At 58.7% G+C, this 15,839-nt stretch carries 11 protein-coding genes and 1 pseudogene; 7 read left to right on the forward strand and 5 right to left on the reverse strand.

The annotated features are described in order from the left end of the window. Positions 1-179 precede the first annotated feature (179 nt). Both H1B37_RS29880 and H1B37_RS29885 read left to right on the forward strand, forming a co-directional pair. Positions 180-1,154 (forward strand): universal stress protein, encoded by a 975-nt coding sequence (locus tag H1B37_RS29880; protein ID WP_182870951.1) that lies wholly within the window; start codon positions 180-182, stop codon positions 1,152-1,154. Between the two features lie 72 nt (positions 1,155-1,226). After that, the gene (locus tag H1B37_RS29885; protein ID WP_182870952.1) at positions 1,227-2,798 is read left to right on the forward strand and encodes a bifunctional aminoglycoside phosphotransferase/ATP-binding protein; all 1,572 of its coding nucleotides are present in this window, start codon (positions 1,227-1,229) and stop codon (positions 2,796-2,798) included. 175 nt (positions 2,799-2,973) lie between these two features. On the opposite strand, the gene H1B37_RS29890 is transcribed toward H1B37_RS29885, so the two are convergent. Beyond that, on the reverse strand, positions 2,974-3,387 hold the full coding sequence (locus tag H1B37_RS29890) for an Hsp20/alpha crystallin family protein (protein ID WP_182870953.1): 414 nt from the start codon (positions 3,385-3,387) through the stop codon (positions 2,974-2,976). Between the two features lie 148 nt (positions 3,388-3,535). On the opposite strand from H1B37_RS29890, the gene trxC reads away from it, so the two are divergent. From trxC to H1B37_RS29905, 3 genes are all read left to right on the forward strand, one after another. Continuing rightward, the gene (gene trxC, locus H1B37_RS29895) at positions 3,536-3,982 is read left to right on the forward strand and encodes a thioredoxin TrxC (RefSeq protein WP_182870954.1); all 447 of its coding nucleotides are present in this window, start codon (positions 3,536-3,538) and stop codon (positions 3,980-3,982) included. Positions 3,983-4,414: 432 nt separating this feature from the next. After that, entirely contained in the window at positions 4,415-5,254 is an 840-nt protein-coding gene (locus H1B37_RS29900) for a phytanoyl-CoA dioxygenase family protein (RefSeq protein ID WP_182870955.1), read from the forward strand. Positions 5,255-5,262: 8 nt separating this feature from the next. Next, positions 5,263-6,357 carry a Gfo/Idh/MocA family protein gene (locus H1B37_RS29905; protein ID WP_182870956.1) on the forward strand — a complete coding sequence of 365 codons (1,095 nt, stop codon included), beginning with the start codon at positions 5,263-5,265 and terminating at the stop codon, positions 6,355-6,357. Between the two features lie 125 nt (positions 6,358-6,482). Here H1B37_RS29905 and H1B37_RS29910 read toward each other — a convergent pair whose 3' ends face one another. Together H1B37_RS29910 and H1B37_RS29915 are read right to left on the reverse strand one after the other, a co-directional pair. Continuing rightward, positions 6,483-7,706 carry a prenyltransferase/squalene oxidase repeat-containing protein gene (locus tag H1B37_RS29910; protein WP_436299047.1) on the reverse strand — a complete coding sequence of 408 codons (1,224 nt, stop codon included), beginning with the start codon at positions 7,704-7,706 and terminating at the stop codon, positions 6,483-6,485. Next, positions 7,703-8,992: an HlyD family secretion protein gene (locus H1B37_RS29915; RefSeq protein ID WP_182870957.1), complete on the reverse strand. Its 1,290-nt coding sequence runs from the start codon at positions 8,990-8,992 to the stop codon at positions 7,703-7,705. Before H1B37_RS29915 ends, H1B37_RS29910 begins: the two co-directional genes overlap by 4 nt. Before the next feature lie 188 nt (positions 8,993-9,180). Between H1B37_RS29915 and H1B37_RS29920 the strand changes: the two genes are divergently transcribed. Further along, positions 9,181-12,978, forward strand: coding sequence for a PAS domain-containing hybrid sensor histidine kinase/response regulator (locus H1B37_RS29920; RefSeq protein WP_182870958.1), 3,798 nt, complete (start codon positions 9,181-9,183; stop codon positions 12,976-12,978). 176 nt (positions 12,979-13,154) lie between these two features. On the opposite strand, the gene H1B37_RS29925 is transcribed toward H1B37_RS29920, so the two are convergent. Further along, positions 13,155-14,267: an esterase/lipase family protein gene (locus H1B37_RS29925; RefSeq protein WP_182870959.1), complete on the reverse strand. Its 1,113-nt coding sequence runs from the start codon at positions 14,265-14,267 to the stop codon at positions 13,155-13,157. A gap of 246 nt (positions 14,268-14,513) precedes the next feature. On the opposite strand from H1B37_RS29925, the gene H1B37_RS29930 reads away from it, so the two are divergent. Beyond that, positions 14,514-14,732: a hypothetical protein gene (locus tag H1B37_RS29930; protein WP_182870960.1), complete on the forward strand. Its 219-nt coding sequence runs from the start codon at positions 14,514-14,516 to the stop codon at positions 14,730-14,732. An 887-nt stretch (positions 14,733-15,619) separates the two neighbouring features. Here H1B37_RS29930 and H1B37_RS33470 read toward each other — a convergent pair. Beyond that, positions 15,620-15,839 (reverse strand): annotated as a pseudogene (locus H1B37_RS33470) (hypothetical protein); the annotation flags it as partial.

Here is a 15,839-nt window from a genome sequence, read left to right on the forward strand (position 1 = left end):
ACTCGATGCAATGCGCATGCCATCGCCCTTGTGAGCAACGACTCAGCCTCGGCGCGCCAATTCGCACAGGCGAGACAATACGCGCGCCTGGCAAATCATTCTTCCTCGCCGCGGACGTTGTTTTGATTTTGGCACAAATCATGCAAACCTGTTCGCAAAACCCCCCTCAGGAAACTGCCATGCAACGATTTAAAAACATCTTGGTTTACGCGGGAACGGATGACCCGGAAACAGCGATCGCACGGGCCTTTGAGATCGCCAAGGAGAACAAGGCCGTGGTCACGCTGATGGATGTGATTAAACCCTTGCCCAGTGCGATCGGGATCATGACGCACGAGGCCCGTCCGGACAAATTGGAGCATTTGCTGATCGAGGATCGCGGGCAGCGGCTGGTCGATCTGGCCAACCAGTTTTGCCGCGAAAGTCTGTCGGTCGAGATCCTGGTCCGCTGCGGTTCGCCCGCTCAAGAGATCACCAAACGGGTGCTCGCCGGCGGGCACGACCTGGTCATCAAAACCGCCGACGGTTGCACGACGACCGGGCGTTTGTTCGGCAGCATCGCGCGAACGCTGCTGCGCATCTGTCCCTGCCCGCTCTGGATCCTGAAACCTCAACTCCATGCGTCGTTCAAGCAAGTGCTCGCGGCAATCGATTTGGATGCCGACGATGAAACCCATTTGAAACTGAACAACGAGATCCTGGAATTGTCCTATGCGGTCGCCCGGCGTGACCAGGCAAAACTGCATCTGGTCAGCGTCTGGGACATGTGGATGGAACAATCCCTACGCCGACGTGCCGGAGACGCGGAGGTCGATGCGGCACTGGCCAAACGCGAAGCCAAGGTCCGCAAACGCCTCGATCGACTGTTGCAACCACCGTTCGAAGGCGGCGACGAGATCGAGGTTCACCTGCAACGCGGACAGGCGGCGACGAACATTCTTGGCGTCGCCGACCAGATCGAAGCCGATCTGGTTGTGATGGGAACGGTCTGTCGCACCGGAGTGGCCGGGTTCCTGATCGGCAACACCGCCGAAAACTTGCTCTCGGCGATGAAGTGCTCCGTACTCGCGCTCAAACCCGAAGGATTCCAATCCCCGATTGAGATCACTGAAGATGATGAGTCGGCAGAAACATGCATGCTGCCGATGACCTAACCGACGGACACGTGGATTGGACAAGGAGGTCTCCATCGATCGCGGTCCGTGTGACACCCTACAGGTACGACGATGAGTCACACCGATGCCACCGCAACCGCCAGCCGCCCGACGGATGCACAACTGGTCCAGGCACTCACCCGCCCCAAGGCCTATCCCAACACCATCGCCTCGGGTAGCGATCCCGGACCGATCGAATTGCACCAGACGCATATCTCTTGGGTCTTTCTGGTCGGCGACCATGCCTTCAAGGTGAAAAAGCCGGTGCGCAATGCCTTCCTGGATTATTCCACGCTGGAGAAACGCAAGCACTTTTGCGAAGAAGAACTCCGCCTGGACCGCCGGTTTGCCGCGGACCTGTACCTGGATGTCGTCCCGGTGACATTGAGCGACGGGCAGCCGGTCATGGAGGGCGATGGCGTGCCCATCGAATACGCGGTCAAGATGCGGCGGTTTCCCTCCGGCGCATTGCTCAGTGAACGAATTGAATCGGACAAGCTGACGACCGACGAAGTGTTCGAACTGGCCCGCTGTGTTGCGGACTTCCATCAGTCGGCCGAACGTCTCGACCCCAAAACCGCCGACAAGCGACTCGGTTCCATCGAAGTCGTTTACCGAAACGCGACGGACAACCTGAGCGCCCTGCGCGGGGTCGTCGGCGGCGATTCGGCCAAGGTCGTCCGAGTCCTCTTCGGCTGGACCGACAAGTACTTCAACCAGCACCGCCGCGTTTTCGCCCAGCGAGTCGTCAACGGGTTCATACGCGAATGTCACGGTGACATGCACCTGGCAAACATCGTTCACTGGGGCGACCAGTTGATCCCCTTTGACGGGATCGAGTTCAACGAGTCATTTCGTTGGATCGACGTGCTCAGCGATGCGGCGTTCGCGGCGATGGACTTTGCCGCCCGAGAGCGATTGGATTTATCGCGAAGCTTTATCAATGCCTACCTGGAACACACCGGCGACCACGCCTCGCTAATCGTGCTGCGTTGGTACCTGGTCTACCGCGCGCTGATCCGTGCCAAAGTGGCGGCGATCCGTGCGTCACAACCCGGCATGTCGGTTGCCGATCAGACCGCGGCAATGAATGATTGTGAACACCATGTCGAATTGGCCTATCAGTTTTCGCTGCGCGAGCGCCCCCAACTGTGGATCACGCACGGGGTCAGCGGCAGCGGCAAGACGACCGCCAGCCAGTGGGCCGTGCAGCAACACGGTGCGATTCGGCTGCGCAGTGACATCGAACGCAAGCGGCATTTCGGGTTGGCCCCTTCCGACCGCCTTAGCGATCGGCAACGACAAAACCTGTACTGTGAAACGGCCAATCATGCCACCTACGAACGTTTGCACCGGATGGCACGCTGCATCCTTCGCTCCGGCTATCCGGTCATCATCGATGCGACCTTCCTGCGACAGGCCGACCGCCAGACGTTTCGATCCTTGGCCGCTCGCGAAGGGGCGACGTTCGGGATCCTGGATTGCCACGCCGACGAACAAACGTTGCGTCAACGGATCACCGATCGCATCGCCCGAGACGACGACGCCTCGGATGCCGATCTGGCAGTGCTCGATCAACAACTTGCCACTCGCCAACCGCTCACCGAACAAGAACGCGACAGCGTGGTCGAGCTGCAAGACTAGCTCAGCAGCGACACATTCATCGTTAATCACCGTGCGAACGTAGCTACCTTCGCCAGAAGGTGGATCCCCGATGCTTTCCACGCTCGCACCGAGCGTAGCTACGCCAAACGCTAGCCGCCGTGCGGTGCCGTCCCCAACGCGGCTAGCGCCGACCAGTTCATTGGCCTCTACCGGCTCACTTGGCTTTCACCGCGACCCGCTTGGCCTTGCTGACTTCGCCCTTGGGCAAATGGATCGTGATCACACCATTGTCGGCCTCGGCGACCACTTCCTCGGCTTTGGTCCCCGGCGGCAGCGCGATGCTGCGATAGAACGATCCATAACGGCGTTCGATGCGATGCACCTTGGTTTCCTTGTCGTCGGTTTCCGCTTCTTCTTTCCGTTCGCCCTTGATGGTCAACCGATCATCGCTGACGCTGATCTCGACGTCTTCGGGTTTGATCCCCGGCAAATCGACTTTGACTTGCAACGCTTGGTCGGTTTCCGAGATGTCAACGCTCGGCTGCCATTCGCTGGCCGGAAGCATGCTTTCGAAATCGCCGTTTCCGCCCCAGAAGTTTTGCAGCGCGCGATCGAATTCGTCTCGCATCCGATCAATGCTTGTCGGAAAGGAAGAACGTTGTCGTGTCAGAAGTCCCATCTCACTCTCCTTCATTCAAAACAGTTGATACATTGTTTGGCAGACGTGCCCGGTGCACATTGTCGTTTTTGATGAATTGCAAAATCCATACCGTTCCATGACCGCTTCGCCCCTGACACTCGTTTGTTCCCACTGTCTCGCCGTCAATCGCGTTCCCGCAAATCGCATTCATGACCGACCGATCTGTGGTAAGTGCCAAACCACGCTGCTGCCCACCGCGCCTGTCGCGCTGACCGATCAGTCATTTGGCAAATTCGTCTCGCGCTCCGATGTCCCGGTCCTCGTGGACTTTTGGGCGTCGTGGTGCGGCCCCTGCCGAATGATGGCCCCCGCATTTGCCGAAGCCGCTGCCGAATTGTCGCCCCAGTTCATCCTGGCGAAACTGGACACCGACGCTGCACCGCAAACGGCCAGCCAATTTTCGCTGTCCGGCATCCCGACGATCATTCTTTTTCAGCGGGGCAACGAATTCGCGCGCCAAGCGGGCGCGATGAACACCGACCAGATCGTTCAGTGGGCCCGATCGAGCGCGCCTCGGCTGTGAACGATCCGCACATCCGGCGCGTCACCCCCGCGCGGTCGTGCGGTCTCGCGCCTCGTTCCTGGGCGCTGCCTTCTGCCCCGAAACCTTCTTCCGTCCCTCTCCTCATGCTCACCGGCTCGACAGGGCGGGGTGGAAAGGTAGGAAGATTTCTGGGGTAGGAAAATTTGCTAAATCGAACGGACGGTGCGTTTCATCATTTTCTTACCTCCAAAATATTCTTACCCGATTTCCGCAAGCGGCCATGAAGCGGGACCGCTTGCAGGAATTGGCTGATGTCAGAGGAGTCCTCCTGCCCAGTCGCCCGATGGTCGTCGTTGGTGGATTCGCAGAATCGATTCAGCTGGGATTGCGCAAAGTCACGCTCACGGTGCAACCGCCAAGTTTGTTATCCTAAAGGTTCGCCCCCGCCTCTACGCTTTTCCCCACACACTCATGTCCACACCGATCCCCCAGCTCGACCGCGAGCAATACCGGCGCGACGGATTCCTGCTCCGCAAGTCGCTGTTCGACGCCGAAGAAATCGACTTGCTGCGACGATCCGCGCGGGAAGACAAACAGCTGGACGATCACGCCTTTGGTCGTGCCGATGGCGAAGGCGGGACGGTTCGTTTGTCGCTTTGGAATCATCCCGGCCAAGGCATCTATGGCGCGTTCGCCCGCTGTCACCGGATGGTCGACACCGCCGAACAACTGCTCGATGACGAGCCCTATCATTATCATTCCAAAATGATCATGAAGGACGCCCGCATTGGCGGGGCGTGGGCGTGGCACCAGGACTACGGCTATTGGTACGCAAACGGTGTGCTGACCCCCAACTTGGTCAGCGCGTTCATCGCCGTGGACCCCGCCACTCCCGAAAACGGTTGCTTGCAGGTCATCCGTGGCTCACATCATTGCGGACGAATCCACCACCAATTGACCGGCGATCAAGCCGGGGCGGACATCGAACGGGTCGGTGAAATTTTGAAACGAATGGAATTGGTCTACGTCGAAATGGAACCCGGCGATGTCCTGTTCTTCCACGCCAACCTGTTGCATCGCAGCGATCAAAACAAGTCGGACAAACCGCGCTGGTCGATGATCTGCTGCTACAACGCAAAATCCAACGATCCCTACAAGGACTCACATCACCCCCGCTACACGCCGATCCATCGCTTGGACGATGCGGCGATCAAGAAAATCGGCATCAAACGGTTCGACCAGGACAGCGACGAAGCCGGCTTTCTGGATCCCGATCATGACGCCAGCGCCAGATCGCTGCAGGACGGGTGACATCTTCGATGCCTGACCGATCGCCCCCAGAACCGCTGGACTACCTGCCGACGCTGCCCCGAAACCTGGACGTCGGCATCGGATGCATCGGCGCAGGATTCATCATGGCCGATTGCCATCTGGTCGCGTATCGCCAAGCCGGATTGCAACCGATCGCCATCACTTCGCGGACCCCCGAAAACGCCCGGCGGGTCGCCCAGCGTCATTCGATCGGCTCGGTCTACGCGACCTACCGCGAATTGCTGCAAGACCAACGCGTCGAAGTCGTCGACATTGCCGTCCCGCCGGATTGTCTGCTCGATGTCGTCCGCGAAGTCGTCACACACCGCCAGATCCGAGGCATTCTGGCGCAAAAACCACTCGGCGTCTGTCTCGACCAAGCCGAACAGATCGTTCGGTTGTGTCGCGATGCAGGCATCACGTTGTGTGTGAATCAAAACATGCGCTACGACCAATCGGTTCGCGCCTGCGGTCAGTTGATCCGCCGCGGTGATCTGGGCGATCCGGTCTTGGCAACGGTCGACATGCGAGCGATCCCGCATTGGATGCCTTGGCAACAGCGTCAGGGTTGGGTCACGTGCCGTATCATGTCGATCCACCACTTGGACACCATGCGGTTCTGGTTCGGCAACCCACAGCGCGTCTTCGCCAGCTTTCGGACCGATCCGCGGACCGAGTTTGATCACCGCGACGGCATCGGGCTGTACATCCTGGAATACGACTCCGGGCTGCGATGCATGATTTGCGATGACGTTTGGACCGGCCCGGCTCGTGAAGGGGCCGCCCAGGCCATCGGGATCACCTATCGCGTCGAAGGCACAAAGGGACTGGCACTGGGCGAAATCGGTTGGCCCAAGTACCCACAGCGGAACCCCAGCACGCTGCAGTACAGCACCACATCGACGGGCATTTGGCATCGCCCGCAATGGGACCAGGTCTGGTTTCCGGATGCATTTCTGGGACCGATGGCGGAACTATTGGTCGCCTTGGAAACCGACGGCCAGCCGGCAATGAGTGGCGATGACAATTTAGCCACCATGGCACTGGTCGACGCCTGCTATCAATCGGCCAACGAGCATCGGGCCGTGGAGGTGGATCGGTAGGGCAGGCCGTTGGGATCGCGGCTGGGCTGACAGAAAAATGGGGGGCAGAAAAATGAAAGACACGAAGACGGCCTCGCTTCGATCCACGTCCCCCCCCATTAAATTTCAACCCATTTTTCTGCCCCCTATTTTTCTGTCAGCTCCCCATCCGCCTTCCCACCGACCGCTTTGCAACGATGCAGCGTCATCAGCGCGAATCCGGTGCCGTAGGGGCGATGGTAATCGTATAGCGGGTAGTCCCACCACGATCCGTTCTTTTCTTGACGATCCAAGATCAGCTTGGCCAACATCGCCTGAAACGGTGCCCGATCCTCCGCCGGCAGTTGTTCCAAACAAAGGGCACCATAGTAGTGTCCGAAATAATAAAAGTAGCCCGCCACTTGCATCCAAGACTCGTGCGGAATCGGACGTTTGCGACCGATGTCCAGCCATCCGTTGCGGACATATAAACGGTACAACCAAGTTTTGACCACATCGTCGGTCACCGTTTCGTCTCCCCAAGCCCGGAGCGCGGCGTTACAGCACTGGGTCCGTCCCAGGCTACCGCCGGGGCGATTGATCTCTCGGGCCGGTCGATCTTTCAGATACTCACCGTACAAGTAACTGAAATCGGACTTCTTTTGGCGATTGGTGGCGGCGACGGCCCGATCAACGATTCGCTCCGGCGGCTCGACACCGATGTCGCGGGCCTCGGCCAACGCGATCAACACGGCGCCGTTGACGAAACTGATCGAGCTGGATGTCGGCTGATTCGCTTGGTAGCGGAAATCGTAGTACCCCCAACCACCGTCGACCGACTCGTACCGCTGTAGCATTTCGAACTGGTCGCGAATCAGGCCGACAATTTTTTCTTGTGCGGCATTCTCGCCGGCGTGTCGACGGTGCAATCGAACGAGTGCCTGGATCGAATAGGCGTGTCCCCAGACGTTGTAGATCGCATCGCCACTGGCGCGACGCAGCGATCCGAGATGCTCGTACAACCAAGCCTCGGCCCGATCGATCGTCGCTTGGGATTTTGGGTCCTCGGGTGCGACTTCCAACAGCCCCGCGAGCGCCAGTGATGTCGTCCCGGCGCGAAACGCGTGGTGCGCCCCGGGGACCGGCGCGTAGATGTTTAACCCTTTGGTTTTCGTCGGCGATCCCCACGACCCGTTGGGATTTTGATCGGCGATCAAGAACTCGACGCCACGTCCGATCGCAGCCTGCAAGTCTTCTTCGGTCGTCGGCTCGACCACGGGCAACGGGCGGACTTCATCTCCGACCCGAATCGTCTCTTGTGTCCGGGCCTGGGATGAGCCGAGCATCAGGACGGAAACCGTGGCCAGCAAACATCGCATGATGAAGTTCATTTGGCCGGTTTGTCCTTTTTCGCTTCCGAATCGTCGGCCGATTTTTCCGGTGCGTCAAAGAGCAACTCACAGGTCATCGCGGGCAACACTTCGGCCGGCAGTTTGCCTCGCACGGTCACGATGCAATCGTATTTCCCGGCGGCAAACGGAACGATGGAAATCGACTTGACGACGCCATCAATCTCGGTGTCCGAGACGCCCTTGGGAACAACCTTGCAACGGTCCCCGACCTGAACGACTTTCAATTGATCCTCGGGCAACTCGACACGGACACGCAGCTTGGAGGGATCGACAACCGTTCCGATCACTTGTTTTCCGGTGACCGTGCTGTCCTTTTTCCATTCGATCGGTTTTGCCGGCAACTTGGCTCGCGTGATCACGCCGTAGACAAAGATTCCATCGATCTCGGATTTCAGCACCACATTTTTTCGTTCGGCCCGCATCTCCTCGAACTTCTCCGCCTGGTCCTCCAATTTGACGCGTTTGCGTTCCAATTCCAGATCGCGTTTCTGTTTGTCGATTGTCATTGCGTGCATCGATTTTTCATACTCGATGTTGGCCCGTGACAAAGCCTCTTCCTGCTCGGCATCGCTTCGGGGGACCGATTGTTTGATCGTCCGGTCGTGCTGGATTTTGGCCCGTTCGAGAGCGAACTCGGCATTCTCCATTGCCCGCTTGGCGCGACGCAACACGATTTCTTCGGACTCCTCGGTCAGGTCGTCTTCCTTGTACATTTGTTCCAACTGACGGTACTCTTCGGTGGCACTTTCGAGCGAAAACTCGGAAGAAGCGAGCGAAAAGGCCGCCTGTTTGATGGTCCGTTCGCGATCGGTCCGCTGGTAGTTGTCGTAGGCCTGCTGCGCCAAATCCCGAGTCCTGCGCGTTTTCGCCTTGTCCAACGCTTGCTGCTTCAAAAACTGCTCATGTGCGAATTCGTCTGCCTTCAGGTCCAGGCGTGCGATCGCCAGGTCCGATTCGGCGCCGCGGATCTTGTCGTCCAGCGGCTCGGCTTCAAACCAAACCAGCGACTGTTCCTTTGTCACTTTGCTGCCGTGGGGAACGATCCGCTGGATCACCAATTGCGTCAACTGTTCGTTGCCCGGCGTGACTTCAATTTGCCGAATCGCCTCAAACGTGCCATCAATCTTGATCGGCTGGGCAACCGCGTCGGCCGCGGCCTTTTCGTCCTTCTCCTCTGCTGCGTCACCACCTGGGACAAGCACGCACAGCAGAAAGGCCAGGGGCAAAGTCGGCCGGCAGAGCGCCGGCCCGCAAAATCGCGTCATCGTGGTGTAGCTCTTCGTGGCAGAATCGAAATCGTGTCAACGGCCCCCATGATTATCCATCCCGCGGCCGAGGTCCAGCTTTTCTTAGAGACCTCCGTCGATCCGCCCCGCTTTTTGACCGCCGTCAAATGCCGGAGTGGCTATGATGGAGGAAACCGAGTCCTCCCCCAGTTTGTCGGTTTGACGCCATGGCCAGTGCAGAAATCGGAAGTCCGTCCAACAATTCCGAACTCGATTCGAGTCCCGCCGATGCAGGTCCGGACGATACAACTGCGGCCGATGCAAGCCAAGCCACCGGTCAGCAGGACGCTGCAAGTTCTGACGATGCAAGTTCTGACGCTGGCGGCACCGACGTCGTGATCCCGGACCGACTGCTGAAACACTCTTGCGAGTGCCGCTGGACGGCGACGTTTGACGGTCCTCGATTTCAGTGGATCGATGCGGCGTCGGAGAATGTGTTTCGCAAATCGGTCGCAGAGTTGCTGTCCGAGGCGGATGCCCGATTGGAATTGATCCACGAGGAAGACCGCTCGTTGATCACCCGAGTTTGGCGGGATCTTGAAAAGACCGGACAGGCGCAATACGACTATCGGCTGGCGACGTCCGAGGGGCCGGCGATCTGGATCCGCGAAACCGTCGTCTTGGATCGGGATCAATCGTCCGAGCCGTTGCTGTGCGGAGCCAGCCATGACATTTCCGAGCAACGTCACCTCAGTCGTTCGCTGGGTGATAGCGAAGCTGTCTATCGTTCGCTGGTCGAAAGTCTGCCGTTGTGTGTGCTGCGCAAGGACACGCGTGGCCGCCTGCAATACGCCAACGAATTGGCGTGTGACGTGATGGGCGTCTCGGCACCGGCCATCATCGGCAAGACCGACTTTGACTTGTTCCCCGCCGACCTGGCCAAGAAGTATTTGGCCGACGACCGTCAGGTGATTGAAACTGGTAAATTGCACCACAACGTCGAACGCCACCAGGATTCCAGCGGCAATTTGAAACACGTCGAAGTCTGGAAGGCACCGGTACACGATGTCAACGGCAAAGTGGTCGGGATTCAGGTCATGTTCTGGGACATCACCGACCAAAAGAATGCCGAACATCAAGTCGAGTACGAAAAATTCTTGCTCTCGATCCTGCTCGATACCGTCCCCGATGCCGTCTATTTCAAGGACGTGGACAGCCGCTTCATTCGGCTCAGCCGCAGCTGCGCCGCCAAACTCGGTGTGAATGACCCGCGCCAGGCGATCGGGAAATCCGATGCCGATTTCTTCGGACGCGAACATGCCCGCGAGGCGCTCGCCGACGAACGGCGGATCATGGAGACCGGGGAAACGATCCTCGCCAAGATCGAACGCGAGAACTATCCGGATCGTGAAGACACCTGGTGCAGCACGACGAAGGTTCCGCTGCGTGATCTCAACGGCGAGATCGTCGGGACCTTTGGGATCTCGCGTGACGTCACCGATCAAAAGAAAGCCGAACAGGAACTCTCGCGCGAACGCGACTTGTTAAAAACGATCATCAACAATGTCCCCGACTTGATCTATGTCAAAGACCGTGCCGGGCGATTCATCACCGCCAACGCAGCCCTGGTCGACCTGCTCGGACTCCAGTCGCCCGAGGAGCTGGTCGGAAAAACCGACTACGATTTCTCGCCGGCGGAAATGGCGTGCAACTATGTCACCGACGATCAAAACGTGATGCGGACCGGCGAGCCGCTATTGGACCGCGAAGAATCGCACCACGGCGATCACGGCGATGAGCTCTGGTTGCTGACGACCAAGGTGCCGCTGCGTAGCCCCGAAGGCGACGTGATCGGTGTGGTCGGCATCGGCCATGACATCACCGAACGCAAGAAATTCGAAAAAGAACTGATGGAGGCCAAAGAGATCGCGGACAAGGCCAACCGGGCCAAAAGCGACTTCTTGGCCAACATGAGCCACGAGATCCGCACGCCCATGAACGCCATCATCGGCATGACCGATCTGGTGCTCGACACACGCCTGGATGCCACCCAACGCAACTTCCTTTCGATGGTCCAAGAATCGGGCGAAGCGCTGCTGGCGGTGATCAATGACATCCTCGACTTCTCCAAGATTGAAGCGGGAAAACTCGAGATCGAATCCCAGACCTTTGACCTCCGCGAAAGCCTGGGCGATACGATGAAGACGCTGGGTTTGAAGGCTCACGCGAAAGGATTGGAACTGGCCTTTCGCGTCGACCCGGCGATCCCGCGTTACTTGACCGGCGACCCCGGGCGGCTGCGCCAAATCATCGTCAACTTGGTCGGCAACGCCATCAAGTTCACCGAGCAAGGGGAAGTGTTCGTCGAAGTCGAACTGGTTTCGCAATCCGAAGAGCAATTGGAACTTCAAGTCTCCGTGCGGGACACGGGAATCGGGATCCCCGAAGACCGCTGCAATGCGATTTTCGAAGAGTTCGAACAGGCCGACACGTCAGTCACGCGACGTTTCGGCGGCACCGGACTGGGGCTCGCCATTTCCTCCCGCCTGGTCGGTTTGATGGGCGGAGCGATTTCGGTCAGCAGCGAAGTCGGGGAGGGCAGCCAATTCAACTTCAACCTTCATCTGCGACAAGCCCCCAACGGGACCGAGGCGAGCGCGCTCAACGGCTTGGTGTACGTCGGCGGGTCAAAGGTCTTGGTCGTCGATGACAACACGACCAATCGAAGGATTCTGCAAGAGATGCTCGGAAACTGGGGGATGGTTCCCGTCCTGGCCGACTCAGGTGAATTGGCCCTTGATTTACTGCGCGAATCCGAGCAGCGTGACGAACCCTGCAAGTTGGTCATCAGTGATGTGCACATGCCCGAAATGAGCGGGTATGACTTTATCGAAGAAGTGCGGCGGGATCCGAGTATTTCCGAAACGCCGATCATCGTGCTGACCAGTGGCGGTCGTGAGGGCGAGGATGCGTTGCGAGATCGACTGGACATTTCCGAACGATTGATGAAACCCGTCAAGCAGAGCGAGCTGTTTGATGCCATCGTTCGAACGCTCGGTGTGACCGCGCCCGAAGACACGCCCGATTACGATTTCAGCGAACCGGTTCACGAGTCCATCGACAATTTGAAGGTGTTGTTGACCGAAGACAACGCGATCAACCAAAAACTGGCCATCGGCGTTCTCACTCGGTTCGGACATCAAGTGACCGTTGCCAACAACGGTGCCGAAGCGGTCGAAGCCTTTCAAAGCCATCACTTTGATGTCGTGTTGATGGATGTGCAGATGCCGGTCATGGATGGCTTTGCCGCGACCGAAGCGATCCGTGAGCTCGAAAAAGAAACCGGCAGGCACGTGCCGATCATCGCCATGACCGCGCACGCCATGAAGGGCGACCGCGAGAAATGCATCGGAGTCGGGATGGACGAATACGTCGCCAAACCGATCCGCATCGGCGTCTTGAAAGAGAAACTCCTGAAAGTACTTCAGGGGCCGTCGGCCGATGAACCTGAACCGACCTGTCAACCGCCGGAATTCGCCGAACCGGCAATCGCGGACGAGCGGACGGATGAGGTGGAGGCCGGCGAAAGTGCGGAAACTGTCCCTGCCGAGTGTGCCGACGTGGAGACCGCTGATCAGACGGGAGCCGGCGATCAGGCGGGGGCCGGCGACGATGCTCTGGAAGAAGAGGTCAGTTACGACTTAGAAACCGTCCGGTCGATGGTTGCGGGCAACGAAGAACTGATGCGTGAATTGCTGGTGATGTATCTGGATGAGAGCGAGATGTTGCTTGGGCAGATCGAGTCGGCGATTTTGGCCAATGACGGGGAGGGCGTCCGCCGCGCCGGGCACACCCTCAGCGGGGCCTCGCGCAGCGTCGGCGCGACCGAGACGTCCGAAATTGCGCAAGGCCTGCGATCGGTCGAAGACAACGGCCCCTTTGACGCAGCCGCCGAGTGCGTGACCCAGCTCCGCGCCTCAGTCGCCGACGTGGCCAAAGTCATGAAAGCCTACCTCGCCACGTAACCCCGCCACCGCGTCCCCGACCACGTCGCCATCCTTAACTGGTGCCACCCACCATCCTTAACTGGTGCCACCCACCATTCGATTCCTCGCTGATAAGAAGTACAGCCGCTAGCAAATCGACGTGAGCGTCCCGGCGCTAGACCAATGCCCCAAAGTCTTTCATCCTCGAAACTGGCTTACGGCGAATGCAATTGGATGCATGGCTTCATGCCGGTTCCGTGACGCCGGTGCAATCGCAGGATCGCCTGAAACTCTTCCACCGCTTCGGGCGCTGACTTGACCCCCGAATGCGTCGCATCGACGATTCGCTCGGTTGTCGCGTTCCTATCCCTCGCACTTTCGACCGAAACCACACCATCGGATCGCCCTAGCGACAGTGTCCAGCAGTGATCGCCGATAATGGAATGGGTCACGACCCCACACCGGATCGGCAACCGGTCAGAGACCTGAAGAAGTTTGCTTTGAGGTTCCAGCAAATCCAAGCTTGTCGGGATCCTGCGGCGAACTTCGCGAGAGAACACGCCGGGGTTGGCGGTGATCAACATCCGGTGCATCCGCACTTCATTCTCAGGCTCTTCGACGCAGGCGGAACCGATTCTACCAATCAAACGAGCTGCGAATTCCGATCCCCGGTGCGGTGTCGCGAAGTACACGACGCGAGAGATTCTGGGCGATGGAGCGAAAAAGAAGGTCTCGGAGAGTCGCTGCCGAGTGGCAGGAGTCGCGACGACCTGATCAAAGCCACAATCAGCGATGCTCCGCCAAAGCAGGTCGCCGCTGGAGGTGATTTGCATCTTGGCAACCAACCCTCCCATGCTGTGGGCTGCCAGAATTAGGTTTGACAATTGGGCGTCTCTCCCGCACGGATCGAACCTCCGGCAGACGGTTTCGAGCTGCCGTCGCAACTCTGCCGCACTGCCTAGAAATGCGCGGCCGGTCGGGTACTCGAAAACCCAGATTTGAAAACGCTCGACGAACTCGGGGCGGGCATTCAGTTCATTCACCATTTCGGCCCAAGTGAAACGGTCCGAGAGCAGTCCATGGACGAAGACGACCGGGATTTTCCCTGGCTGATAGGGCTCAAGCGTGTAGAGACGCGCCTGGGAGATGCCCAATCTTGGCCCCGTCGCGAAAGGCTGCAGAAACCCCTCAAAGACACCACCTTGCCGCGTCGACAAGCGATAGACGATCGGCGCTGATAAATCCTTCGCGATCGGAAACTGCGATGCCCCAACCTGGACGGCGTCCACTCGCAACGGATCGTAGAGTTCAATCGCAAGCGTCTGCATTGACCACCTCGACTGCAGCGAACACGAATCGGTTACGCAACCGCGCGGATGGTAATCCACCAACCGCATCGTTGCAGCAAAGACGCTCTGTCGTGGACGGAATGAATGGTCATGCCGCCGGCAGCTTGAGACAACGAGCGGAATCCCCAGACCTGGCCGGGCGTAGTGTTTGCTCAGCTTCGCAGTGTGATAATCCCCAACAACGGAGAGAAAATCGAAGTCCTCCGCGTGCCAAACAAATCCCCGATGACGGATCGGGATACGTACGCCCCTGCCACATTGGATCACGGTGAGCCCGCTACGCGGATCCAGCCGCCCGTACTGTTGACCGGTGATGATCAGCTTTTGCAGAGAAGATTGATGCAATTGGCGGACACGACCGACCAGCTGATCACCGGATTGAATGGGCAAGTCGCCCGCGTCGACAGTGAGTCGAGCGACTTCAAAAAAGTAGTCGACACATGACTCGTCGGCTCGATCTTGCAATTCAATCGCGTGTGCGTAGAGCCGTTCGACTTCGGACAGAGCATCACGACCGGATACATTGCTGGCGGGCTGTGCGAACGTCGGTAAACGCCAAATATCGCGCGCGCAAGTATTCCCGCCCAGCCCGGAAAACCAAACCAGCTGGAGCAAAAGAAGTACGGACCGATTCAGCATGCCATGGACGGACAAGGGATGATCTCGAATTCATGAGAACATTGACATCCATGTCAGACGACCTGCGGATAGCTTCGCAGAAGACGCCGCCACGAGTGGAACAAGGCCGGCGCTGCTGGTGTGTATCGGCGCCGATTGAACGCCCGTCAAGAAATTTCACAATCGTCACGATAAGCGGATTTCCAAGACCTGCGCAACAAATTCCGGTCGTTCAGGCAACGCCTCGCGTACGCAGCCACTGGTGCCACGCCCCAACCATAAGACTCCCGATTGACTCCCCATTTGGTGCTCCCCATTTGGTGCCACCCACCATAAGCCCCCCCACGCCCCTGGCCGCTGCCCCCACCAATAATTCAGCTGCCGCACCCCAGAGTGTTCCTTGTCGACGTTCTCGCTGGCCCAAAACACCAGGTAGCGGAATGACCTGCCCACCTCAAGAGTGGTCAGCCATTCTCCTGGATTAGAGAATGCGGATTCACCGCGGATACCACCGTCCCCGCATGACGGATTGCGGTCCTACCACGGTGTAGATCGGCGGGAGACAAGGGCGCAGGCAAGACATCGCCGCTCACGGCGTTGGCATGCGAACGAGCTCCATTCCCAACCAACATTGCTCTGATGCGCCGTACGGCCGCCAAGCTTACCTGCAATTCCTAACGACAACGATGTTCAACGCGTCACCTACCGCGCCATCACGTACAACCGACGAAGCATGGGGCGACGTGCCGTTGCCCCTTGGACCAGTGACGGCCGGTCGATTCGGCGAACTTCCCCATCGCACTCGGGGATCCCGCGCAACAACTCTGCCCAAAATACCGCTTGAAATTCCACACCAAGTCGCGCCACATCGATAGATCGATCCCCAATCGGGTCAGTATCGACTGCATACTCTCAGGCACCGCGCGGCCCGAC

This window comes from Stieleria mannarensis (assembly GCF_014154935.1).
Classification (GTDB): domain Bacteria; phylum Planctomycetota; class Planctomycetia; order Pirellulales; family Pirellulaceae; genus Stieleria; species Stieleria mannarensis.

Excerpts from the sequence above, each read along its gene's own strand:
- H1B37_RS29880 (WP_182870951.1), top strand. The coding sequence starts at position 180 with ATGCAACGATTTAAAAACATCTTGGTTTACGCGGGAACGGATGACCCG.
- H1B37_RS29885 (WP_182870952.1), top strand. The coding sequence starts at position 1,227 with ATGAGTCACACCGATGCCACCGCAACCGCCAGCCGCCCGACGGATGCA.
- H1B37_RS29890 (WP_182870953.1), bottom strand. The coding sequence starts at position 3,387 with ATGCGAGACGAATTCGATCGCGCGCTGCAAAACTTCTGGGGCGGAAAC.
- trxC (WP_182870954.1), top strand. The coding sequence starts at position 3,536 with ATGACCGCTTCGCCCCTGACACTCGTTTGTTCCCACTGTCTCGCCGTC.
- H1B37_RS29900 (WP_182870955.1), top strand. The coding sequence starts at position 4,415 with ATGTCCACACCGATCCCCCAGCTCGACCGCGAGCAATACCGGCGCGAC.
- H1B37_RS29905 (WP_182870956.1), top strand. The coding sequence starts at position 5,263 with ATGCCTGACCGATCGCCCCCAGAACCGCTGGACTACCTGCCGACGCTG.
- H1B37_RS29910 (WP_436299047.1), bottom strand. The coding sequence starts at position 7,706 with ATGAACTTCATCATGCGATGTTTGCTGGCCACGGTTTCCGTCCTGATG.
- H1B37_RS29915 (WP_182870957.1), bottom strand. The coding sequence starts at position 8,992 with ATGACGCGATTTTGCGGGCCGGCGCTCTGCCGGCCGACTTTGCCCCTG.
- H1B37_RS29920 (WP_182870958.1), top strand. The coding sequence starts at position 9,181 with ATGGCCAGTGCAGAAATCGGAAGTCCGTCCAACAATTCCGAACTCGAT.
- H1B37_RS29925 (WP_182870959.1), bottom strand. The coding sequence starts at position 14,267 with ATGCAGACGCTTGCGATTGAACTCTACGATCCGTTGCGAGTGGACGCC.
- H1B37_RS29930 (WP_182870960.1), top strand. The coding sequence starts at position 14,514 with ATGACGGATCGGGATACGTACGCCCCTGCCACATTGGATCACGGTGAG.